Source organism: Streptomyces phaeofaciens, assembly GCF_014648915.1.
Lineage (GTDB): Bacteria > Actinomycetota > Actinomycetes > Streptomycetales > Streptomycetaceae > Streptomyces > Streptomyces phaeofaciens.
In genome coordinates this window covers 23,644-46,339 of sequence record NZ_BMSA01000034.1, presented here as the reverse complement: position 1 = coordinate 46,339, position 22,696 = coordinate 23,644, and the positions used below count along the sequence as shown (strand labels likewise).

Here is a 22,696-nt window from a genome sequence, read left to right as displayed (position 1 = left end):
GGACGCCCGCCCCACAGGCCCCTGCTGACACCGTGGTTTGCAAACGCTTTCACCGAGCAAGATCAGACAGATGCATGCGATGCGAACACGGAAGCGAAAACGAACCACGATGTTCCTCCCGGGCCACGCCCCGGAGCGGGTCCCGCGCAGCGCGGCCGTGGCCGACCAGTACCTCGAGGGGGAGCCGTGGCCGTCGTACCCATGACAGAGATCGACATGTTCGCCACCTCGGACCGGCGCACTCGCTACGAGCAGTACGCACACCTGCGAGAGCTCGGCGCCGTCGTCCGGTTGCGTGAACCGGATGTGTACGCGGTCACGCGTTACGACGAGGTGAGGGCCGCGCTCGCCGATCACGGCACCTTCGTCTCCGGCGAGGGCGTGGGCTTCGATCCCGGCGTGAACCAGATCATGCGGGGCGTCACTCTCGTCAGCGATCCGCCGGAGCACGATCTGCTGCGCTCCGTCGTCGGCGCCGGGCTGCGGCCCGGCGCCCTGCGCGGTCGCAGGGAGGAGATCGCCCTGAAGGCGCGGACCCTCGTCGCCGACGTCGTCGCCAAGGGCGAGATCGACGGCGTCACGGAGTTGGCCCAGGCGATGCCGATGCTGGTCATCCCCGACTTCCTCGGACTGCCCGACCGTAACCGCGAGCACCTCTACGCGTGGGGGCAGGTGGGCAACGACCTGCTGGGCCCGGCCACGGAACGCACGCCGCACAACATGGAGATGACGCAGCGTCTCTTCCAGTTCGCCCACGAACTCGCGGCGAACCGAGAACTCGCGCCCGGAAGCCCCGGGGCCGCCATGCTCGAGGCGGCCGATCAGGGTGTCATCCCCAAGGAGAAGTGCCCGCTCCTCCTCGTCGACTTCATCGGCCCGTCACTGGAGACCACGGCCGCGGCGATCGGCCACCTGCTCGTCGTCTTCGCCGAGCGCCCGGACCAGTGGGCCGCGCTGCGTGCCGAGCCGGGGCTCGTGCTGTCGACGATCAACGAACTGCTCAGGTTCGAGAGTCCGATCCGGGGCCTCACCCGCGTCGCGGCGCGCGACACGACGCTCGGTGGGGCGGCGATCCCGGAGGGTGCTCGGGTGTGGGCCCTCTTCGCCTCCGCGAACCGTGACGAAAGGAAGTGGGAGCGTGCGGACGAGTTCGACTTCCGCCGCAATCCGGTCGATCACCTCGGGTTCGGATACGGCGCGCACCACTGTGTCGGTCAAGGCGTCGCCCGCATCGAGCTGCACACCCTGATCCACGCGCTTCTCGAGTCCGTCGAGCGCATCGAGTTCACCGGTGATCCGGTCATCGCGGAGAACTCCCTGCTCAACACGTACGCGGAGATACCCGTCCGGCTCGTCGCGAGGAAGGCGGCCTGACGCTCGCGGACACGACCTGAAGGCCTCCTGGGCGTCGCGGTGGTGTCGAGCGGGTGCGGAGGCGGGCCGTCGGCGCACCGGACGCCGTCGGCCTCCCCCGTGGCGCGCGGCCGGTTCAGTCGCGTGCGGACACGTACAGGCTCTGGGTGCTGCGGCCGAGCGGGCCCTTCTCGTCGTGGAGGGCGGACTCGGCGAGGCCGAGGCCGGCGCCGTCCACCAGCGTCCGGGCGTCCAGGCAGACCCATTCGCCCTCGGGGTGGCGATGCAGGTTGACGGTGAGGTCGGTGTTGATGAAGACGTGCCGGCGGAAGTCGAGCTCGGCGCTGACGCCGTTGCCCGAGTCGGCGGCCGTCAGCACCCTGCTGAGCGGCGTGGTCTCCTCTCCCGCGACCAGGGGGACCCGCATCCGCATCCACGCCGTCGCCGGGCCGGGTTCGAGAAAGGAACCGGCGGCGAAACGGACTTCCATGGCGGTGTGGTAGCCGCGGTCCCACGGCACCGGGAAGAAGGCCTTGAGGGGTGCGGCCGCGGGCCCGGGAACCTGTGGGCCGGGCGACACCTCGGGTACCGAGTGCGGGGCGGTCTTCATCAGCAGAACCGTCGCCCGCATCACCTCCTCGCCGCCGTCGGGCGTCAGCGTGGCCTCCACGAGTTCGGTGCTGCGCCCGCTGCGCAGGACGCGCGTGGCCACGGTCAGCGGCCGTATGGGGACCGGGCGCATGATCTCGTAGGTGAGTCGGGCGACCCTCATGTCCGGCCGGCCGCCGGGCCGCTGCTCGACGGCCAGACCGAGCAGCGCGGCCGGAGGGCCGGCGTGCTGGGAGCCCGCGTCCCACGGCCCCCGGGTGCAGTCGGTGGGAAGGAACCGGCCCTGGTCCGCCCGCTCGTAGAAAGCCTCTGCTTCTGACACCGGTAGGCCTTCCCTCCGTCTGTGGCGAGCTGCACCCTCACCATATTACTAAGCGCTTGCTCACCGCATCCCCGGAGCAGGAGTCCAGGTCCGGCACACCGACCTGGCACCCACCCCGCCCGCGCGCCGCCCTCGGCGCCGCCGGAGCCCACGAGGGGCGTGTGACCGCGCGGCGGTCGCCTGCCGAGCCCCCGCACGCCAGGTCCGCACGGCTGCCTCCGGCGATAGCGTGACCGGGCCCGACATGGCCGGCGTGCTGGACGAGGGGACGGGCCCGGTATGGAGTTGCGGCACCTGCGGTACTTCGTGGCCGTGGCCGAGCAGGGCGGCTTCACCCGGGCGGCCACCCTGCTGCATCTGTCCCAGCCCGCGCTCAGCCGCCAGATCCGCGATCTGGAACGGGAGTTGTGCGTCCAACTGCTGATCCGCGGGCCGGTGGGTGTCCTCCCCACCCCGGCGGGCGAGGTGTTCTACGAACGCGCCCGACACGTTCTCGCGGCCGTGGACGAGGCCGGGCGGGCCGCCCGCCGTGCGGCCGAAGGGCAGCGGACGCTGCGGGTCGGTGTCTGGCTCCCGCTCCCCGGCGGCCTGCACATCTCCCTGCTCACGGCCTTCGGCCACGCACACCCCGAAGTCCACCTCCGCTGGCGGGAGATCGGCTTCGCCGAGTACGAACAGCCCCTGCTGGACGCCGAGGTGGACGTCGCCCTGATGTGGCTGCCCGTCGACCCCGAGCGCCTGCTCGCCGTGCCCCTGGCGTCCGAGCCGCGTGGACTCGCGGTGCCCCGGGGACATGCCCTCTGGGACGCGGAGTCCGTCCCGCTGTCCGACGCGCTCACGCTGCCGCTCGCGCCGGTGCACCAGGTGTCGACCCGGATGTGCAGCTACTGGCAGATGTGGGCCGAACGCGACGGCGAGCCGCCCCTGGCGCCGGGTGAACCGTCCGCCACCGTAACCGAGTTGCTGCTGGCGATCCGGCTCAACGGCGTGGTCTGCCCCGGCCCGCTGTACACATATCAGGTGCAGCTGCCAGAAGGCCTGCGCGTGCTGCCGCTGACGGGCGTCACGGACGCGGAGTGCGGTGTGGTGCGACGGCGCGACGACCGGCGCGAACTGCCGCGTCTGTTCTGCGACTTCGTCGTGGCGATCCTGCGCCACCCGCCGCTGCCTGGGGTCATGCCCGGCAGGCAGGGGGCATGACGGACAGGTCTTCGACACCGCGCGACGGCCTCCCCATGCTGAGTTCCGGTATCCCGTCCCGGAGAGGTGTCCCGTGACTCGTACATCCCGCACTCTCAGCACGTTCGCCGCGGTCGGCGCGCTCGCCCTCACCGCGCTGGTCGTCCCCGCCCAGACCGCCCAGGCCGCCCCGTCCCCGCTGCAACGGTGCCGCAGCGGCGCCGGCGCGGACGTCGTACGCCACTTCCGGCAGGGCGGCGGCACCGCCGGGGTGGGCTTCCCCGGGGGCCCCGACCCGGCGAACGCGGTCTTCCCCGGCGATGTGGTGAAGGTGACCGTCAACGACCGCTACGAGGTCAACGTCCAGGGCTGGGCCTACGAGCCCTACGACGTGGACGGCAAGTCCGAGCCCGCCGGGAACGGCTACCCCTTCCCCGGCTGGAACAAGTACGCGAACTTCTTCCGCTGGAACAACAACCCCGGGGGCTGGGTCGGCAACCACGACCCGCACTCCCTGCGGGAACTGGCCCGCTGCAAGCGCGCGCCCTCGATCCCCGCGCGCTGGGGGACCCAGATCAACGACGACAACATCGGGGACAACAGCGGGGAGTGGCGCTTCACCTTCCGCCTCTGGTGCGCGAACCGGCACCGCTGCGACGACCTGTGAGCCACTCAGCACGACGAGACGGTGGCTTGACCTGATCGGTGCGGCCGGCCCTGGTCCGGACCGGCCGCGGACGGATGTGACCCTCAGCCGTCAGCCGAAGTAGCTGTCGAACGTCCGCTGGAACTCCCAGCCCGCGAAGCGGTCCCAGTTGACCGACCACGTCATCAGGCCGCGCAGGGCGGGCCAGGTGCCATGAGTCGTGTAGGAGCCGCAGTTCGTCTTCTTCGTCAGGCAGTCGAGGGCCTTGGTGACCTCGGCCGGAGCGACGTACCCGTTGCCCGCGTTGACCGACGCCGGCATGCCGATCGCGATCTGGTCCGGGCGCAGCGGCGGGAAGACGTTGTTCGCGTTGCCGGCCACCGGGAAGCCGGAGAGCAGCATGTCGGTCATGGCGATGTGGAAGTCCGCGCCGCCCATGGAGTGGTACTGGTTGTCGAGGCCCATGATCGGGCCGGAGTTGTAGTCCTGGACGTGCAGCAGGGTCAGGTCGTCACGGAGCGCGTAGATCACCGGCAGGTACGCCCCGCACCGCGGGTCCTGGCCGCCCCACTGGCCCGTGCCGTAGAACTGGTAGCCCATCTGCACGAAGAACGTCTCGGGGGCCATGCTGAGGACGAACGTGGAGCCGTACTTCGCCTTCAGGGTCTTCAGTGCCGAGATCAGGTTCACGATCACTGGCGTCCTGGGGTTCTTGAAGTCGGTGTCGTCGGCGTTCAGCGACAGCGAGTGACCTTCGAAGTCGATGTCCAGGCCGTCGAGGCCGTACGCGTCGATGATCTTCGAGACGGAGGAGACGAAGGTGTCGCGGGCCGCCGCCGTGGTGAGCTGGACCTGGCCGTTCTGGCCGCCGATCGAGATCAGCACCTTCTTGCCGGCCGCCTGCTTGGCCTTGACCGCGGCCTTGAAGTCGGCGTCGCTCTCCACGTTCGGGCACTCGGTGACCGGACAGCGGGTGAAGCGGATGTCACCCGAGGTGATGGAGGTGGGCTCGCCGAAGGCCAGGTCGATGACGTCCCAGCTGTCGGGGACGTCGGCCAGGCGCGTGTAGCCGGAGCCGTTGGCGAAGCTCGCGTGGAGGTAGCCGACCAGGGCGTGGGTGGGCAGGTCGGTGGAGCCGCCGCCCGAGCCGGCGGTCGTCGTCGCCGTCACCGCCGCCGACTTCGCGGACTCGCCGGCGTCGTTCGCGGCGGTGACCTGGAAGCTGTACGCCGTCGAGGGGGCCAGGCCGGTGACGGTGGCCGAGGTCCCGCTCACCGTCTGCACCTTGGCGCCGTCGCGGTAGACGGCGTAGCTCGTGGCGCCGCTCGCCGCCGACCAGGACAGGGCGGCGCTGGAGGAGGTGACGGTGCCGGCCTTCAGGCCGGTCGGCGCGGCGGGCGGCTGGCCGGTCGAGGCGCCGGGGCCGATCAGGGAGACGTCGTCGGCGTAGTACGCGCCGGTGCCGTACCAGCCGTGCGTGTAGATCGTCACCCTGGTGGTGGACGCGCCGGTACGGAAGCCGGTCTGGAGCCGCTGCCAGTCGGTGGCGGACTGGGTCCAGGTGGAGACATCGGTGGTGCCGGTGCCGCTCGCGCCGAGGTAGACGTACGAGCCGCGGACGTAACCGGACAGCGTGTACTGGGAGTTCGGCTGTACGGTCACCGTCTGCGAGCACTGTGCGTGGTCGCTGCCGGCCGGGGTCGCCTGGAGCGCCGAGCCGCCGGTGCGGACGGGGCTGGTGACCGTCCTGCCGGCCGTACAGGTCCAGCCGTCGAGGCCTGCCTCGAAACCGCCGTTGCGGGAGAGGTCGGCGTCGGCCGCCTGGACGGGCGACGAGAGCGCGGTGATGCCGGGTACGGCCAGCGCCGCAGCCGTGAGCAGGGCGAGGACAGGTCTGGTGCGGTCCACAAGTGCCTCCGGGCAGGGGGGATTTGGAGAGCGCGCCCAATTTGGTCCAGACCAATTCGGTTGTCAAGACTTCCGACCGCCGATCACCCCTCACCCTCCACGGCCGGAACCGTCATCGGTGGCCGGTGGTGACACTACGAAGTCGGCTGTGCACCGACGAGTGGTGGAACGCCTGATCATCCCGCCCTGTGGTTGGCCGGGGTGAGCCGGCTGCTGCCATCCTGGCACCTGTGGAGAAGCCCGCTTCGGTCAGTCCCGACGCCCCCGACGCCGTACATGTCCCGCTGCTCACCCAGCAGTGGCTGGACCTCTGCTTCGTCCACTGGGCCGTCGAACCGGATCTCGTGGCGGGGCTCCTGCCCCGCGGGACGGTTCCCGACACGCACGACGGGGTCACGTACGTCGGGCTCGTCGCCTTCCGGATGCACCGCGTCGGGTGGCTGCGGATGCCCGGGGTGCCGTATCTCGGGTCCTTCCCGGAAACGAACGTGCGCCTGTACTCGGTCGACGCGCACGGCCGCCGCGGTGTCGTCTTCCGGTCGATGGACGCCTCACGGCTCATACCCGTGGTGATGGGGCGGGTCGGTTTCCGGCTGCCGTACCTGTGGTCCCGGATGCGTGTCCGGGCCGTCGGCGACACCGTCACCTACACCAGCTCGCGCCGCTGGCCCGGTCCCCGTGGAGCGTACAGCCGAGTCACCGTGCGGCCCGGTGAACGCATCGTGGAGCCGACCGAGTCGGAGCACTTCCTCACGGCTCGATGGGGCATGCACAACGCGTTCTTCGGCGGAGTGGGCTACCTGCCCAACCAGCACCCGCGCTGGCCCCTGTACCGCGCCGAGCTGCTCTCCTGCGAGGAGAACCTGATCGCGGCGGCCGGCCTCCCCGCGCCGTGCGGCGACCCGGTCAGCGTCCTCTACTCCCCCGGCGTACCGGTCCGCCTCGGCCGCCCGGCCCGCCCGGCGGGCATTCCCACTCCTTAGGAGCGGGTGATCGCGGATCTCGAGAGGCCCGGGTGCGGCCCGTGCGGGAGCCCCTCGGTGGCTCCCGCGGGCCGGGGCGGGCGTCGGCTCAGATGTACTCCGTCGCCGCGTCCAGGAGCCAGTCCACCAGGTAGCCGGCGAAGGACGAGCGGACCAGTAGCCAGAATCCGGCCCTGGGCCGGTCTCGGGCGACCAGGACGATCTGGGTGCGGCCGAGGGTGGTCTGGGCGCAGCGGCCGGGGCCGAAGGCTCGGGGGTGGAGGTCGAGGGAGCAGCCGCGGGAGAGGAGGTCGCGGGCGCGGGGCCCCGTGACGAGGAGGGTGGTGCGCTGGGCGGAGACGTCGGTGACGGAGACATGCTCGTCCCCGGCGGCCGTCCGGATCCGGTTCTCCAGGTCGCGCTGGGTTCCCGGCCGGCCCAGCAGCAGCCATTCGTCGGGGCCGAGCCACAGTGCGGTCGCCCGGTCGGTGTGGACGACGGAGTTGGGCGCGAGGGGCAGTTGCAGGCCCAGGGCGAGTCCTACGGTGTCCGCGGCCGGACCCTTGGCGTCGAGGCGCACGTCGAGCTGGGCCAGCAACGGGAGTTCGGCGAGCCGGATCGCGCCCCCGGAGGTGCGGGTGGCGGCGGCCAGGCGGGCGGCGGCGTGCGACAGGGGGCTGCGGGGCGGGGCGGTGAGTGCGGTGTCAGCCATCGCGGCGGGCTCCCTCGGGGTCGTAGAGGACGGGGCTTGCGACGGTCACCGGGAGCAGGCGGTCGCCCACGGGAGCGTAGAGGCGTTCGCCGATGCGGTCGCGGCCGCCCTTGATCAGGGCGAGCGCGAAGGTCCGGCCGAGCGCCGCGCTGCGGTAGCTGGAGGTGACGTGGCCGAGCATCGGGACGGGCGGGGCGGGCAGTTCGCTGTCGGCCACCAGGTGCGTGCCTTCGGGGAGGAAGGCGGCCGGGTCCTCCGGGAGCAGGCCGACCAGCTGCTTGCGGTCGGGGCGTACGGTGTCGGCGCGGGCGTAGGAGCGCTTGCCGATGAAGTCGGGCTTCTTCTTCGACACCGCCCAGCCCATGCCGAGGTCCTGCGGGGTGACCGTGCCGTCGGTGTCCTGGCCGATGATCGGGTAGCCCTTCTCCGCGCGCAGGACGTGCATGGTCTCCGTGCCGTACGGGGTGATGCCGTACGGGGCTCCGGTCTCGTGCAGCGCCTCCCAGAGGGCGAGGGCCTCCCACGGTGACACGTTGATCTCGTACGCCAGTTCGCCGGAGAAGCTGATCCGGCACACGCGTGCGTCGATGCCGGCGACGGTCGTGTCCCGCCAGGCCATGAAGGGGAAGTCCTCGTTCGCCACGGCCAGTTGTGGTGCGAGGGCGCCGAGGACCGCGCGGGACTTCGGGCCGACCAGGGCGACGGTGGCCCACTGTTCGGTGACGGATGTGCAGTGGACGCGCAGCTCCGGCCATTCGGTCTGGAGCCACTCCTCCATCCAGTCGAGTACGGCGGCCGCGTTGCCCGTGGTGGTGGTGACCAGGAAGCGGTCCTGTGCGAGGCGGATGACCGTGCCGTCGTCGAAGACCATGCCGTCCGGGCGGCACATCACGCCGTACCGGATCATGCCGACCTTCAGGGTGCTCATCATGTTGGTGTAGAGCCGGTCGAGGAAGACGGCGGCGTCCGGGCCCTGTACGTCGATCTTGCCGAGGGTGGAGGCGTCCATGAAGGCCACGCTGTCGCGGGCGGCGGCGCATTCGCGCAGTACGGCCGCTTCCCTGTCCTCGCCGTCCTGGGGGTAGTACCAGGGGCGCTTCCACTGGCCGACGTTCTCGAACAGGGCGCCGTGGGCGACGTGCCACGGGTGCAGGGCTGTCGTGCGGACGGGGTCGTGGAGCGCGCCGCGGTCGCGGCCCGCGAGGGCGGCGAAGGAGACCGGGGTGTAGGGCGGGCGGAAGGTCGTCGTGCCGAGCGCCGAGATGTCCACGCCGAGGAGTTCGGCGACGACGCCGCCGGCCAGGACGCCCGAGGTCTTGCCCTGGTCGTTGGCGGTGCCGGCCGTGGTGTAGCGCTTGGTGTGCTCGACCGAGCGCATGCCGGCGCCGGTCGCCCGGGCCAGGTCGTCGACGGTGACGTCCCGTTGGAGGTCGACGAAGTGGGGGGCGTCCGGGGCGCCGGGGAGGACGTACACGTGCATGGGGGGTGTCGTGCGCGGCTGCGCGGCCGGGGTCGGGAGGCGGGGCGTCCGCGGGGTGTAGCCCTCGGCCGTCAGGGCGCGGGCGCCGGCGGCCGCGCCCTGGGCCAGGACCGCGGCCGGGTCGAGGGCGCCGTTGGCGCTGCCGGCGACCTCGACCGCCTGGCGGCAGGTGTCGGGCACGAAGGAGCCCAGCGTCTCGTCGTGGCGCAGTGTGCCGCCCGCCTGGCTGAACAGGTGCACCACGGGGTTCCAGCCGCCGGAGACCAGCAGCAGGTCGGCGGCGAACTCCCGCTGCCCGGTGGACTCTCCGTACGGGGCGACCGTCACGGCGGTGAGGCGGGCGTCGCCCCGGGTGCCGGTGACGGCGTGTCCGGGCAGCACCTGGATGCCGGCGTCCCGGGCGCGCTGTGCCCACTCCCCCGGTGCGGGGCGGGTGTCGACGATGGCCGCGACCGTCACGCCGGCCGTGTGCAGGTCCAGTGCGGCCGCGTAGGCGCTGTCGTTGGTGGTGAGGACGACCGCGCGCCGGCCGGGCAGGACGCCGTGGCGGTTGAGGTGGGTGCGGGCCGAGGCGGCCAGCATCACGCCGGGGCGGTCGTTGTCGGCGAAGGCCAGTGAGCGCTCGTGGGCGCCGGTGGCGAGGACGACGCGGCGGGCCCGGATGCGCCAGACGCGTTCGCGGGAGACGTTCTCGGGGGCGTCGGCGCCGAGGTGGTTGGTGCGGCGTTCGACGGCGAGGAGATGGTTGTCGTCGTAGTGGCCGAAGACGGTGGTGCGGGGCAGGACGCGGACGTCGGGGGCGGCGGCGAGCAGCTCGGTGACCTCCGCGACCCAGTCGAGGTGTTCGGCCGTGCCCAGGAGGCTGCCGCCGGGCTCCGGCCGGTCGTCGGCGAGGATGACGCGGGCGCCGCTTCCGGCCGCGGCGGCCGCGGCGGCGAGGCCGGCCGGGCCCGCGCCGACGATCAGCAGGTCGCAGTGGGCGTGTACGGCGTCGTAGCGGGCGGGGTCCGGTGCGGTGGCGAGGCGGCCCTGGCCGGGGAGGCTACGGGCGACCAGGCCGTCGTACAGCTCGACCGTGGTCGCGGGGAGCATCGGCTCGGGGAACGGGGCCTCGATCTGGACGACCGCGTTGGGTTCCTCCACGCCGGCGGAGAAGATGCCTCGCGGGCGGCCGAGCTTGATGCCGGTGCCGGCCTGGACGATGCCGTTGGCGAGGAGGGCCGAGGCCAGGGTGTCGCCTCGGTGGCCCTGGTACTCGGTGCCGTCGAAGGTGAAGGTGAGGGGGGTGTCGCGGTCGACGCGGCCGCGGGTGGGGTGGCGAAACGGCAGATTCCCGCCCCCGCCGCCCCTACCCGTCCCGTCCTGAAGGGGTTCCGCCCCTGCGACCCCGCCGGGAGCCGCGCCCCCAGGCCCCCCTTCGGCCTCAACGGCACCGTCCTCAACCGCCGGACGGGCCGGAATCGCCTGGCCGGGCTGAGGGGTGAAGGGTCGCGCCTCGATCGCTTCGGGCCCTTCCTCCCCCGTCCGGTAGACGGCCATGATCTCGTTCGTGGACGTGTCCCGCACGGCGTTGAACCAGCGGCGGCAGCCGGACGCGTGGCTCCAGCGTTCGGCGAACGGGCCCTTCGGGTTGTCGCGGAAGAACAGGTAGCGGGCCCACTCCTCGTCGGTGAGGGCGGCCGGGTTCTCCGGATACGGGACGTGTGCCTGGCCGCCGTAGTGGAACTCGGCCTCGTCGCGGGGCCCGCACCACGGGCAGGGGATGAGCAGCATGGGTTTCGGCTCCCTTGAGGGTCCCTAGTGGGCCACCGCGGCCGCGCCGTGCTCGTCGACGAGCGCGCCGGTGGTGAAACGGTCGAGCGAGAAGGGGGCGTTGAGGGCGTGCGGGGTGTCGTGGGCGATGGTGTGGGCGTAGACCCAGCCGACGCCCGGGGTGGCCTTGAACCCGCCGGTGCCCCAGCCGCAGTTGAGGTAGAGGTTGTCGACGGGCGTGAGGCCGATGATCGGCGAGGCGTCGGGGCTGACGTCGACGATGCCGCCCCAGGTGCGCAGCACGTGGGCGCGGGCGAAGACCGGGAAGAGCTCCAGGGCGGCGGACATCTGCTCTTCGATGATGTGGAAGGCGCCGCGCTGGGTGTAGGAGTTGTACGCGTCGATGCCCGCGCCCATCACCAGTTCGCCCTTGTGTGCCTGGCTGACGTACACGTGGACCGCGTTGGACATGACGACCGTCGGATGCACGGGCTCGAGCAGTTCGGAGACGAGCGCCTGCAACGGGTGGCTCTGGAGGGGGAGTTCGATGCCGGCCATGGCGGCGAGGACCGAGGTGTGGCCGGCCGAGCACAGGGCCACCTTGCCGGCCGCGATCGGGCCCCGTGTGGTCTGGACTCCCACCACCCGGCCGCCGACCAGGTCCAGGCCGGTGACCTCGCAGTTCTGGATGATGTCGATGCCGGCGGCGTCGGCGGAGCGCGCCAGGCCCCAGGCCACGTGGTCGTGTTTGGCGATGCCGGCGCGGGGCTGGTAGGTGCCGCCGAGCACCGGGTAGCGCACGTCCGGTGAGATGTTGACGATCGGGCAGACCTCCGCGACCTGCTCGGCGTCGAGCCACTCGGCGTCCACCCCGTTGAGGCGGTTCGCCTCGACGCGGCGCACGCTGTCGCGGACGTCCTGGAGGCTGTGGGCGAGGTTCAGCACGCCGCGCTGGGAGAAGAGGATCGGGTAGTCGAGTTCCTCCGCCAGGCCCTCCCACAGCTTGAGCGCGTGCTCGTAGATTCCGGCGCTCTCGTCCCAGAGGTAGTTGGAGCGGATGATCGTGGTGTTGCGGGCCATGTTGCCGCCCGCCAGCCAGCCCTTCTCCAGCACCGCGACATTCGTGATGCCGTGGTTCTTCGCCAGGTAGTGGGCGGTGGCCAGGCCGTGACCGCCGCCGCCGACGACGATCACGTCGTAGGAGCGCTTCGGCTCGGGCGTGCGCCACAGCCAGTCGGGGTGCTCGGGGAGCTCTGCGCCGGGTGTGCGGGGGCTCATCGGACGTCTCCGTCTTCTGAAGGGTGCGGATGCGGCGGGTACTGCGGGGACGGGGCGTTCGAACGGCGTTCGCTCGGCCTCGTACGACGTCGGCTGGGTCTCCTGCGGCGTTCGCTCGGTGTCATACGGCGTTCGCGTTCCTCTCGGCGGCCTCGACGACGGTGGCGTTCCTCTCGGCGGCCTCGACGACGTTGGCGAGCAGCATGGCCCGTGTCATGGGGCCGACGCCGCCGGGCATCGGCGCGAGCCATCCGGCGACCTGGGCGGCGTCCGGGTGCACGTCGCCGACGAGTCCCCGGTCGGTGCGGGTGATGCCGACGTCCAGGACGGCCGCGCCGGGGCGCAGCATGTCCTTGGTGATCAGTCCGGGCGAGCCGGCGGCCGCGACGACGATGTCCGCCTCGCGGACGTGCCAGGCCAGGCCCTTGGTGCCGGTGTGGCAGAGGGTGACGGTGGCGTTCTCGGACCTGCGGGTGAGCAGGAGTCCGATCGGCCGTCCGACGGTGATGCCGCGGCCGATCACGCACACGCGTGCTCCGGCGAGCGGCACCTCGTACCGGCGGAGCAGTTCGACGATCCCGCGCGGGGTGCACGGGAGCGGGGCGTCCGTCCCGAGGACGAGCCGGCCGAGGTTGACGGGGTGCAGGCCGTCGGCGTCCTTGGCCGGGTCCATGCGCTGGAGTACGGCGTTCGCGTCCAGGTGGCGCGGGAGGGGGAGCTGGACGATGTAGCCGGTGCAGGCAGGGTCGGCGTTCAGTTCGTCGATGACGTCCTCGACCTGCCGTTGCGAGGCGTCGGCGGGCAGGTCGTGGCGGATCGAGGCGATGCCGACCTGGGCGCAGTCGCGGTGTTTTCCGCCGACGTAGGCGTGGCTGCCGGGGTCGTCGCCGACCAGGACCGTGCCGAGTCCCGGCGGGCGGGCGCCCGTCGCGGTCAGCTTGGCCACGCGTTCGGCGAGTTCGCGGCGGACGGCGGCGGCGGTCGCCCTGCCGTCGAGGAGGTAGGCGGTCCCTGGTGGAACCCCTTCACGGCTAGCCACGGAGTCGGGACATGGTCGGGTCGAACAGGGGTTCCTCGGCGACGACGGCCTCGACCCGCTGCTCGAAGTAGCCGATGTGGAGCGTCGTGCCGGGGGTGGCGAGTTCGGCGGGGAGCCACGCGTAGGCGATGCCCTTGCCGATCGTGTAGCCGTGGGCGGCGCTGGTGACGTAGCCGACCGCGCGGTCGCCGTCGTAAACCGGTTCCTTGCCCATGACGACCGAGTGCGGGTCGGCGATGGTGAGGCAGGTGAGCCTGCGCCGCGGGTCGGCCTTGCGGCGTTCCAGTGCGGCCTTGCCGATGAAGTCGTCCTTGTCGGCCTTGACGGCGAAGCCGACGCCGGCCTCGTAGGGGTCGTGCTCGTAGGTCATGTCGGTGCCGAAGGAGCGGTAGCCCTTCTCCAGGCGGAGGCTGTTGAAGGCGCCGCGGCCCGCGATGATCCCGCCGAGCGGCTTCGCGGCCCGCCAGAGGGTGTCCCAGAGTTTCTGGCCCTGGTCGGCGGTGGTGTAGAGCTCCCAGCCGAGTTCGCCGACGTAGGACAGACGCATCGCGGTGACCGGGACGCTGCCGATGTAGGCGTGCTTGGCGCGGAAGTACTTCAGGCCGTCGTTGCTGAAGTCCTCGTCGGTCAGGGGCTGGAGGACCTTGCGGGCGAGCGGACCCCACAGGCCGATGCAGCAGGTGCCGGGGGTGATGTCGCGGACCTGGACGGTGCCGTCGGCGGGGAGCCGGCGGGTGAGCCAGTCGAGGTCGAGGTTGCCGTTGGCGCCGACCTGGAAGAGGTCGCGGGCGAGGCGGGCGACGGTGATGTCGCTGCGGATGCCGCCGTCGTGGTCCAGCAGCAGGGTGTAGGTCACCGAGCCGACCGACTTGGCCACCTTGCCGGTGACCAGCCCTTCCAGGAAGTCCGCGGCGCCGGGTCCGGCGACCTCCAGGCGCTTGAGTGCCGTCATGTCGTACATCGCGACGGTCTCGCGGGTGACCTGGGCCTCGGCGCCGACGATGGGCGACCAGTACCGCGCGGCCCAGTCGTTGGGTGTGGGGACGGAACGGCCTTCCACCAGGCCCGCGTTGGCCTCGTACCACTGGGGGCGCTCCCAGCCGTTCGCCTCGAGGAAGAAGGCGCCGTGCTCCTCCTGGCGGGCGTGGAAGGGGCTCTTGCGGATCGGGCGCGGGTCGCCCGACGGCTGGAGGGGGTGGAGGATGTCGTAGACCTCGACGAAGTTCTGGCAGTCGCGGGCCAGGACGTACTCCGGGGACAGCTGGTGCGGCTCGAAGCGGTTGACGTCGCACTCGTGCAGGTCGAAGGACGAGCAGTGGCCGTCGACCAGCCATTCGGCCATGGCCCGGCCGACGCCCGCGGAGTGGGTGACCCAGACGGCCTCGGCGACCCAGAAGCCCTTGACGTCCCTCGACTCGCCGAGCAGCGGGAAGTTGTCGGTGGTGAAGGAGAAGAGGCCGTTGATGCCCTCCTCGATCTTGGCGTCCTTCGTCGCGGGGAGGATCGACCGCGTCTCGGTCCAGGCCGGCTCGAAGTCCTCCTCGGTGAACTTCAGGACGGACGGCATCTCGTCGGCCTCGTCGAAGGAGAGGATCTCGTCGGCCGTGATGGGCATCGGACGGTGGCCGTAGGAGCCGATGCCGATGCCGTCGAAGCGGTCGCGGTAGTAGAGGTCGGCGTCCTGGTGGCGCAGGATCGGGCGGACCGCCTCCTCGGTCTGGCCGGCCAGTGCCGGTACCGGGCCGGTCCAGGCGAGCTGGTGGGCGAGCGGGGTGAGCGGGAGGTTCATGCCGACCATGCGGGCGATCCTCGGGCCCCAGATGCCGGCGCAGCACACGACGATGTCGGCGGGGATCTCGCCCTGGTCGGTGCGGACGCCGGTCACCTCGCCGTCGGTCCGGAGCACGTCGAGGACCTCGTGGCGGGCCAGGAAGCGGACGCCGCGTCCGGTGGCCCGGCGGATCTGCGCCTCGACGGCGAGGACGGCCTTGGCGAGGCCGTCGGTGGGGACCAGGAGGCCGCCGAGGACCCGGTCGCGGTTCACCAGCGGGTGCTGTTCGACGCACTCGTCGGCGGTCAGCAGGCGGGACTCGATGCCCCAGGCGGTGATCCAGCCGTGCCGGCGCCGGAGTTCCGTGAGGCGCTCGGGGGTGGTGGCCACTTCGAGGCCGCCGACCTGGAGGAAGCAGGGCTTGCCGTCGACGTCGAGGGAGCAGAACTTCTCGACGGTGTAGCGGGCCAGCTCGGTCATGGTCTTGGAGGAGTTCGTCTGGAAGACCAGGCCCGGGGCGTGTGAGCTGGAGCCCCCGGTGGCGGGCAGCGGGCCCTGGTCGACCACGGTCACTTCGGTCCAGCCTCGCGCGGAGATCTCGTCCGCGAGTGCCGCGCCCACGACCCCCGCTCCGATGATGACCACTCGGGGTCCCGCCATCGCCGCACCTCCGGTTCGAAAATCTGCCCAGCCGGTCCAGTTGCTGTCTACGCAACGTGATTCAGGTTGCGCAACTCAATGTGCCCGTCTCGGGAAGGGGGTGTCAAGGGGTCCGTGAGGTCGGCGAACAGGCCGGAACACGACAATGCCCGGCGGGCGGTGCGCACAGGTGCGCACCGCCCGCCGGGCTCGTCCGACCGGCCTCGAACCGGGCTACTTGATCCAGGCCTCCACCTTGTCGCGGTTGGCCTCGACCCACTTCTTCGCGGCCGCCTCGGGGGTCATCTTGTCCACCGCGATGTACTTCGCCACGACGTTCTGGTCGTCGTTCGTCCAGGTGAACTTCTTCACCAGGTCATAGGCGGGGCTCCCCGACTTGGCGAACTTCGCGCTGACGATCTTGTCCAGGTCGTACACGGGGTAGTCGCACGCGACCTTCTCCGCGTCCGCGTCACAGCCGTCCTTGTACGCGGGCAGGTTCACCTTCACCAGCGGCACCTCGGACAGGAACCACTGCGGCTCGTAGAAGTAGCCGATCACCCATTCCTTGTTCTTCTCGGCCTTGCGATAGGCCTGGATGAGCGCCGTCTCGCTGCCCGCGTACACCACCTTGAAGTCCAGCTTCAGGTTCTTCACCAGCGCCTCGTCGTTGGTGACGTACGACGGGTCGCCGTCGAGGAGCTGGCCCTTGCCGCCCGACTCCGAGGTCTTGAACTTCGAGGCGTACTTGTTGAGGTTCTTCCAGTCCGTGATGTCGGGGTGGGCCTTCGCCAGCCACGGCGGCACGTACCAGCCGATGATGCCCTCGTTGCCGGTCGAGCCGGCCTCCACGGCGGTCTTCTGCTGGGTGATGTACTTCGCCTTCAGATCGTCGTGGCCCCAGTTCTCCAGGACGGTGTCCACCTCGCCCGTCCCGAAGCCCTGCCAGGCGATCTCCTCCTTCAGGTCCTTCTGGGTGACCTTGCAGCCGAGGTCGTGCTCGGCGACGTACGCGACGACCGCCGCGTCCGCCTCGTAGCCGACCCACGGATTGACCGCGAGGTTGAAGGTGCCGCAGGTCCCGGAGCCGCCCGAACTGCCGGACCCCGAGGAACTGTCACCGACCTTCGCACCGCCGCAGGCGGTGAGGGTGAGTCCGAGGACCGCGATGCCGGCCGCGCCGGCTCTCCAGTGTGTTGCCTGCCTTGCCATGGTCCGTAGCTCCTTACGCGCCGGCACGCCGCGCCGCTGCCTGAGTGATCCGGTCGAACATGACTCCGAGAAGGACGATGGCCAGCCCCGCGGCCAGCCCCTTCCCGTACAGCTGCCCCTGCGAGAAGCCGGCCACGACGTCGTAGCCGAGGGCGCCCGCGCCTACCAGGCCGCCCACAACAACCATCGACAGCACGTAGATCAGGCCCTGGTTGGTCGCGAGGGTCAGGGCGCCGCGTGCCATCGGCAGCTGGACCTTGGTGATGAGCTGCCAGGTGTTGCACCCGGCCGCGGTGGCCGCCTCCACGGTGGTCGCGGGCACGTTCCGCACCCCGTCCGCGATGATCTTGATGGCGACGGGAGCCGCGTAGACGACGGCGGCGACGATCGCGGTGAAGCGGGTCGCGCCGAACAGTGCGAGGAACGGCACGAGATAGACGAACGGCGGCATGACCTGGGCCGCGTCCAGGGTGGGCCGGATCAGCCGGTCCACCAGGGCGCTGCGCCCCATCCACACGCCGACGACGACCCCGAACAGCATCACCAGCACCGTGGCCACGAGGGTCGACGCCAGCGTCGTCATGGCGTCCGACCACAGACCGGTGCCGACCAGCAGGCCCACGCACACGGCCGTGGTGACGCCGGCGCGCCGGCCGCCGAGCACCGTGCCGAGCGCGATCAGCACCGCGCCGACCAGCCACCACGGGGAGTCGGTGAGCAGCGACTGGAACGGGTTGAGCAGACCGTTGGTGAGGGCGTCGCGGACGGCGTTGGTGAGGCCCGAGAGGTTGTCCTGCACCCAGGTCGTGGTGGTGTCCGCGGCGCTCGCCACGGAACTGCCGACGCTCCCCTCGCCGGGGAACTCCGCCGCCCACACATAGGTGTGCGACAGATAGGCCAGGACCACCGCGATCACCGCGCCCGCGCCCAGCAGCGGCCGCCGCCAGGTGCGGAACCGGCCCTTGGAACGCCGGGCCGTCTCCTCGCGCACGCTGGCCGCGGTGGTGACCCGGTCGAGGACGATCGCCAGGACGACGATGGACAGGCCCGCGTTGAAGGCCGTACCGACGTCGAGCGACTGGAGCGCCTGGACCACGGTCTTGCCGAGGCCCGGCGCGTCGATCAGGGCGGCGATGGTCACCATGGCCAGGGCGGCCATGATCGACTGGTTGACGCCCATCACGACGGTCCGCTTGGACATCGGCAGCAGGACCTTCAGCAGGGCCTGCCGCCGCGTCGCCCCCAGGGACTCGGCCGCCTCGACGGTGGTCTCGGGGACGGACCGGATGGCGTGCGCGGTGATACGGATCGCGGGCGGGGCCGCGTAGATCACCGTGGCGATCGTGGCGGAGGCTCCGCCGATGAGGAAGAACAGCGTCAGCGGGGCCAGATAGACGAAGGTCGGCATGGTCTGCATGAAGTCCAGGAAGGGCGTCACGATCCGGTTGACCCGGTCGGACAGTCCCGCCCACACGCCGAGCGGGATCGCGAACAGCAGCGCCACGAGGACCGCGGAGAGGGTGAGTGCGAGGGTGTCCATGCTCTCCTGCCACAGGCCCTGGAGCCCGAGGAAGGTGAAGCCGGCCACCGCCAGCAGCGCGACCCGCCAGTTGCCCACGGCCCAGGAGACATAGCCGGCGATGCCGACGACACCGAGCCAGCCGATCTGCGGGAGGGGACGGTCGGCGGACGGCTGCGAGATCAGTTCCTGGACGAAGGTCACCAGGGTGTCGATGACCAGGCGGATCTCGTTGAAGAAGTAGAGGAAGAGCGGGTTGGAGTCGCGGTTCGCGCCGATCGAGTCGTTGACGTCGTTGAACCACCGGTGCAGATCGGTGAGGTCGGCCGCCGCCAGGGACAGGGTCTGGCGTCCGCGCAGCACGGCGAAGAGCACCAGCCAGCCGGCCAGGATCGCGGCGACCAGCACGGGCCTGCCGACCCGGCGCACGCTCCGGGCGGGGGCGGCCGGCTCCTCGGCCCCCGTCCGCTCCGGTTTCTCCATGACGACGGTCATCACACGTCGCCTTCCCGCCCGGCGACCACCGCGAGGATCTCCTCGTCGCCGACGATGCCGAGCAGTGTGCCGTTCTCGACGACCTTCACCGGCGTGTCGGCCGCGAGCACCACCCGCGTGGCCTCCCGCACCACGACGTCCGGGCCGAGCTCGGGGCCGTCCAGGGCGTCGCCGTCCTCCGGGGCGCGCATGATCCAGCGCAGGGTGAGGACGTCGCCGCGCGGCACGTCCTTCACGAACTCGCGTACGTAGTCGTCTGCCGGGGCGCCCACCAGTTCGTCGCCGGTGCCGCACTGCACCATCTTGCCGTCGCGCATGATGAGGATGCGGTCGCCCAGTTTGAGGGCCTCGGAGAGGTCGTGGGTGATGAACACCATCGTCTTGCCGACCTCGTGGTGCAGCCGGATGACCTCGTTCTGCATGTCCCGGCGGATCAGCGGGTCGAGCGCCGAGAACGGCTCGTCGAAGAAGAGCACGTCCGGATCGCCGGCCAGGGCCCGGGCGAGGCCGACGCGCTGCTGCATGCCGCCGGAGAGCTGGTCGGGGTAGGAGTTCTCGTAGCCGGCGAGGCCGACCAGCTCGACGACCTCCTGGGCGCGCCTGGTGCGTTCGGCCCTGCTCATGCCGCGGATCTCCAGGCCGAAGCCCACGTTGTCCACCACCTGGCGGTGGGGCAGCAGCCCGAAGTGCTGGAAGACCATGGAGAACTTGCGGCGGCGCAGGTCGCGCAGGCGGGCCGGGTCCGCGTCGCGGATGTCCTCGCCCTCGAAGACGATCTCGCCCGCGGTGGGTTCGATCAGCCGGGTCAGACAGCGCACCAGGGTGGACTTGCCGGAGCCGGACAGTCCCATGACGACGAAGACCTCGCCGGGCGAGACGTCGAAGTGCACGTCGCGGACGGCGGCGGTGCATCCGGTGCGGTCCATGAGCTCGCGGCGGGTGAGGCCGCACAGCTCCTCGGAGTCCGGCACCCGCTCGGCCTTCGGCCCGAACACCTTCCACAGATTTCGCACGGAGATGACCGGGGTGGAGTCCGAGTCCCGCGGCGTGCCGTGCCGCTGTGGGACCTCGGCCTGTGTTGGGGTCACGATCGACCTCTTTTCGGCGTTCAGCCGCGGAACCAGCGCTGCGGCCGGGGTTGGATGTTCTGCCAGATGTGTTTGGGTTCTCGGTACTCGTCCAGGCCGGTCGGTCCCAGCTCCCGGCCCACGCCCGAGTGTCCGAAGCCACCCCATTCCGCCTGCGGCACGTAGGGGTGGTAGTCGTTGATCCACACCGTGCCGTGGCGCAGCCGCCGGGCGACCCGCTGGGCCTTTCCGGCGTCCTGTGTCCAGACGGCCCCGGCGAGTCCGTACTCGGTGTCGTTGGCGATGCGTACGGCGTCGTCCTCGTCCGTGAAGCGCTCCACGGTGAGCACGGGCCCGAAGGACTCCTCGTGCACCACGCGCATGTCCTGCCGGCACTCGTCGAGGACGGTCGGCGGGAAGTAGTGGCCGCCCGCGAGGGCGGGGTCGTCGGGGCGTTCCCCGCCGCAGCGCAGTACGGCGCCCTCGGCGAGCCCGGCCGCGACGTACGCCTCGACCTTCTCCCGGTGCTGTGCGGAGATCAGCGCCCCGGTCTCGGCCTCCGGGTCGAAGGGGCCGCCGAGGCGGATGCGCCGGGCGCGGCGGACGACCTCGTCGACGAAGCGGTCGTGGAGGGAGTCCTCGACGATCAGACGGGCGCCGGCCGAGCAGACCTGCCCCGAGTGCAGGAAGACGGCCGTGAGCGCGAAGTCCACGGCTGTCTCGAAGTCGGCGTCGGCGAAGACGACGTTGGGGTTCTTGCCGCCGAGTTCCAGGGCCACCTTCTTCACGCTCCGCGCGGCGGTGGCCATGATGTGCCTGCCGGTCTCCAGGCCTCCGGTGAAGGAGACCATGTCGACGGCCGGGTGCTCGGAGAGCGGTGCGCCGGCCTCGGGCCCGGCGCCCAGCACGAGCTGGGCGGCACCGGCCGGGAGTCCGGCCTCCTCCAGGGCCTTCATCAGCAGGATGGCGGTGGAGGGGGTCAGTTCACTGGGCTTGAGGACGACCGTGTTGCCCGCCAGGAGTGCGGGCGCGACCTTCCAGGACGCCTGGAGCAGCGGGTAGTTCCACGGGGTGATGAGCCCGCACACGCCGATCGGTTCGTACACGACGCGGCTGACGGCGTCGTCGCGGCCGGTGTCGATCACGCGGCCGGCGTCGGTGCCCGCGATGCCGCCGTAGTAGCGCAGGCAGGAGACCACGTCGGCGATGTCGTACTCGCTCTCCACGAGCCGCTTGCCGGTGTCGAGCGATTCGGCGCGGGCGAACTCCTTGGCGTCGCGCTCGACGAGGTCGGCGGTGCGCAGCAGCAGGGCGCCGCGCTCGCGCTCGGGGACGCGAGGCCAGGGCCCTTCGTCGAAGGCGCGGCGGGCCGCGGCGATCGCCGCCTCCGTGTCGGGCCGGGTTCCTTCCGAGACGGTCGCCACGAGCGTGCCGTCGGCGGGACATCGGATCTCCCGGTGACCGCCGGCCACCGGATCCCGCCATTCACCATCCACATACAGGTCTGCCACGCGCCGAGCCTTTCAACAGAAGTGCGTTGCGCATTGTGCATCCAATTGCTTGTGGTGGAACACCTTGGCGAATGTCCTGACAGACGTCAAGGGGTTGGCGGATGACGATTCAGCCATGCGAGGACTTGCCCGGCCACCCTTGACCGCGAGCGGAGTCGACCCGACCATGTTGCGTATCGCTCACCATGTTGTGCAATACGCACCGACGGAGGCCGACGTGTCCCCTAACTCCCCTCGACCGCAGCCCGGCCGCGAGTACGTCCTCACCCTCTCCTGTCCCGACAGCGCCGGACTGGTCCACGCTGTGAGCGGCTTTCTCGTCAGGAACTCCGGCAACATCCTGGAAAGCCAGCAATTCGACGACCGGCTCCAGGGCCGCTTCTTCATGAGGGTTCACTTCGACGTTTCCGATCCGGACGTCGATCTGGAAAATCTGCGTTACCGGTTCGGTCCCGTCGCCCAGGCCTACCGCATCTCCTGGAGCCTGCGGGACGCGTCCACCCCGACCCGGACGCTCATCATGGTGTCCCGGTTCGGCCACTGCCTGAACGACCTGCTCTTCCGTCGGCGCGCCGGCGCGCTCAACATCGAGATCCCCGCGATCGTCTCGAACCACCGGGACTTCGAGGGCCTGGCCGAGAGCTACGGCATCCCCTTCCACCACCTCCCCGTCACCCGGGACACCAAGGCCGACGCCGAGGCGCGGCTGCTGGAGCTGGTGCGCGACCTGGACGTCGATCTGGTGGTGCTGGCCCGCTACATGCAGATCCTCTCCGACGACCTGTGCAAGCAGCTGGAGGGACGCGCGATCAACATCCACCACTCCTTCCTGCCGAGCTTCAAGGGCGCGAAGCCCTACGACCAGGCCTACGACCGCGGGGTGAAGCTCGTCGGGGCCACGGCGCACTACGTGACGCCGGAGCTGGACGAGGGGCAGATCATCGAGCAGGACGTGGTCAGGGTGGACCACTCGCTCGACCCCGGGGAGCTGGTCACGGTCGGCCGGGACGTGGAGGCACAGGTCCTCGCGCACGCGGTGAAGTGGCACAGCGAGAGCCGTGTGATGGTGGACGGCAACCGTACGGTGGTCTTCCGCTGAGCACCCCTGTCGTATACGGACGCCGGACGGGCTGGATCAGCCCGTCCGGCGTGTGTGTGCGGACCCGGTCGCCGCACGACGGTCGAGGCGGGCGCCGGGGGGCGGCGGCCGCCTGCCGGGCCGCTGCCGGAGATCGGCCGGTG

At 71.1% G+C, this 22,696-nt stretch carries 16 protein-coding genes; 5 read left to right on the top strand and 11 right to left on the bottom strand.

All coding sequences use genetic code 11. The features are described from left to right. Window positions 1–201 precede the first annotated feature (201 nt). The gene (locus IE275_RS38650) at window positions 202–1,374 is read left to right on the top strand and encodes a cytochrome P450 (RefSeq protein WP_189717366.1); all 1,173 of its coding nucleotides are present in this window, start codon (window positions 202–204) and stop codon (window positions 1,372–1,374) included. Between the two features lie 115 nt (window positions 1,375–1,489). On the opposite strand, the gene IE275_RS38645 is transcribed toward IE275_RS38650, so the two are convergent. Further along, window positions 1,490–2,284 carry a thioesterase family protein gene (locus IE275_RS38645; protein ID WP_189717365.1) on the bottom strand — a complete coding sequence of 265 codons (795 nt, stop codon included), beginning with the start codon at window positions 2,282–2,284 and terminating at the stop codon, window positions 1,490–1,492. Window positions 2,285–2,563: 279 nt separating this feature from the next. Between IE275_RS38645 and IE275_RS38640 the strand changes: the two genes are divergently transcribed. Then, window positions 2,564–3,484, top strand: coding sequence for a LysR family transcriptional regulator (locus IE275_RS38640; RefSeq protein WP_189717364.1), 921 nt, complete (start codon window positions 2,564–2,566; stop codon window positions 3,482–3,484). A gap of 73 nt (window positions 3,485–3,557) precedes the next feature. After that, entirely contained in the window at window positions 3,558–4,130 is a 573-nt protein-coding gene (locus IE275_RS38635; protein WP_189717363.1) for a hypothetical protein, read from the top strand. A 90-nt stretch (window positions 4,131–4,220) separates the two neighbouring features. Here the strand turns inward: IE275_RS38635 and IE275_RS38630 are convergent, their stop codons facing one another. After that, window positions 4,221–6,017 (bottom strand): chitinase, encoded by a 1,797-nt coding sequence (locus IE275_RS38630; protein ID WP_189717362.1) that lies wholly within the window; start codon window positions 6,015–6,017, stop codon window positions 4,221–4,223. 230 nt (window positions 6,018–6,247) lie between these two features. Between IE275_RS38630 and IE275_RS38625 the strand changes: the two genes are divergently transcribed. After that, window positions 6,248–7,000, top strand: a complete 753-nt coding sequence (locus IE275_RS38625) for a YqjF family protein (protein ID WP_189717361.1) — start codon at window positions 6,248–6,250, stop codon at window positions 6,998–7,000. Window positions 7,001–7,088: 88 nt separating this feature from the next. Here the strand turns inward: IE275_RS38625 and IE275_RS38620 are convergent, their stop codons facing one another. The 9 genes from IE275_RS38620 to IE275_RS38580 form a co-directional block, all read right to left on the bottom strand. Then, window positions 7,089–7,691: a sarcosine oxidase subunit gamma gene (locus IE275_RS38620; protein ID WP_189717360.1), complete on the bottom strand. Its 603-nt coding sequence runs from the start codon at window positions 7,689–7,691 to the stop codon at window positions 7,089–7,091. Continuing rightward, window positions 7,684–10,944 carry a sarcosine oxidase subunit delta family protein gene (locus IE275_RS38615; protein WP_189717359.1) on the bottom strand — a complete coding sequence of 1,087 codons (3,261 nt, stop codon included), beginning with the start codon at window positions 10,942–10,944 and terminating at the stop codon, window positions 7,684–7,686. The genes IE275_RS38620 and IE275_RS38615 overlap by 8 nt, the downstream gene beginning before the upstream one ends. Before the next feature lie 24 nt (window positions 10,945–10,968). Beyond that, window positions 10,969–12,201, bottom strand: coding sequence for a sarcosine oxidase subunit beta family protein (locus IE275_RS38610; RefSeq protein WP_189717358.1), 1,233 nt, complete (start codon window positions 12,199–12,201; stop codon window positions 10,969–10,971). Window positions 12,202–12,322: 121 nt separating this feature from the next. Further along, complete coding sequence (locus IE275_RS38605; RefSeq protein ID WP_189717357.1) at window positions 12,323–13,240, bottom strand: bifunctional methylenetetrahydrofolate dehydrogenase/methenyltetrahydrofolate cyclohydrolase; 918 nt, start codon at window positions 13,238–13,240, stop codon at window positions 12,323–12,325. Then, window positions 13,233–15,671, bottom strand: coding sequence for a GcvT family protein (locus IE275_RS38600; RefSeq protein ID WP_189717356.1), 2,439 nt, complete (start codon window positions 15,669–15,671; stop codon window positions 13,233–13,235). Before IE275_RS38600 ends, IE275_RS38605 begins: the two co-directional genes overlap by 8 nt. Before the next feature lie 213 nt (window positions 15,672–15,884). Beyond that, entirely contained in the window at window positions 15,885–16,862 is a 978-nt protein-coding gene (locus tag IE275_RS38595; protein ID WP_189717355.1) for an ABC transporter substrate-binding protein, read from the bottom strand. A gap of 13 nt (window positions 16,863–16,875) precedes the next feature. Then, window positions 16,876–18,876 (bottom strand): ABC transporter permease, encoded by a 2,001-nt coding sequence (locus IE275_RS38590; RefSeq protein WP_189717354.1) that lies wholly within the window; start codon window positions 18,874–18,876, stop codon window positions 16,876–16,878. Then, window positions 18,876–19,964, bottom strand: coding sequence for a quaternary amine ABC transporter ATP-binding protein (locus IE275_RS38585; RefSeq protein ID WP_189717353.1), 1,089 nt, complete (start codon window positions 19,962–19,964; stop codon window positions 18,876–18,878). The genes IE275_RS38590 and IE275_RS38585 overlap by 1 nt, the downstream gene beginning before the upstream one ends. A 20-nt stretch (window positions 19,965–19,984) precedes the next feature. After that, a complete protein-coding gene (locus tag IE275_RS38580) occupies window positions 19,985–21,454 on the bottom strand; it encodes an aldehyde dehydrogenase family protein (protein WP_189717352.1) in 1,470 nt (489 codons plus the stop codon). A 217-nt stretch (window positions 21,455–21,671) separates the two neighbouring features. Between IE275_RS38580 and purU the strand changes: the two genes are divergently transcribed. Then, a complete protein-coding gene (gene purU / locus IE275_RS38575) occupies window positions 21,672–22,553 on the top strand; it encodes a formyltetrahydrofolate deformylase (RefSeq protein WP_189717351.1) in 882 nt (293 codons plus the stop codon). Window positions 22,554–22,696 lie beyond the last annotated feature (143 nt).

Bases quoted from the DNA above. Each gene is read 5' to 3' on its own strand.
- IE275_RS38650 (WP_189717366.1), top strand. From the start codon at position 202: ATGACAGAGATCGACATGTTCGCCACCTCGGACCGGCGCACTCGCTAC.
- IE275_RS38640 (WP_189717364.1), top strand. From the start codon at position 2,564: ATGGAGTTGCGGCACCTGCGGTACTTCGTGGCCGTGGCCGAGCAGGGC.
- IE275_RS38620 (WP_189717360.1), bottom strand. From the start codon at position 7,691: ATGGCTGACACCGCACTCACCGCCCCGCCCCGCAGCCCCCTGTCGCAC.
- IE275_RS38615 (WP_189717359.1), bottom strand. From the start codon at position 10,944: ATGCTGCTCATCCCCTGCCCGTGGTGCGGGCCCCGCGACGAGGCCGAG.
- IE275_RS38610 (WP_189717358.1), bottom strand. From the start codon at position 12,201: ATGAGCCCCCGCACACCCGGCGCAGAGCTCCCCGAGCACCCCGACTGG.
- IE275_RS38600 (WP_189717356.1), bottom strand. From the start codon at position 15,671: ATGGCGGGACCCCGAGTGGTCATCATCGGAGCGGGGGTCGTGGGCGCG.
- IE275_RS38595 (WP_189717355.1), bottom strand. From the start codon at position 16,862: ATGGCAAGGCAGGCAACACACTGGAGAGCCGGCGCGGCCGGCATCGCG.
- IE275_RS38590 (WP_189717354.1), bottom strand. From the start codon at position 18,876: ATGACCGTCGTCATGGAGAAACCGGAGCGGACGGGGGCCGAGGAGCCG.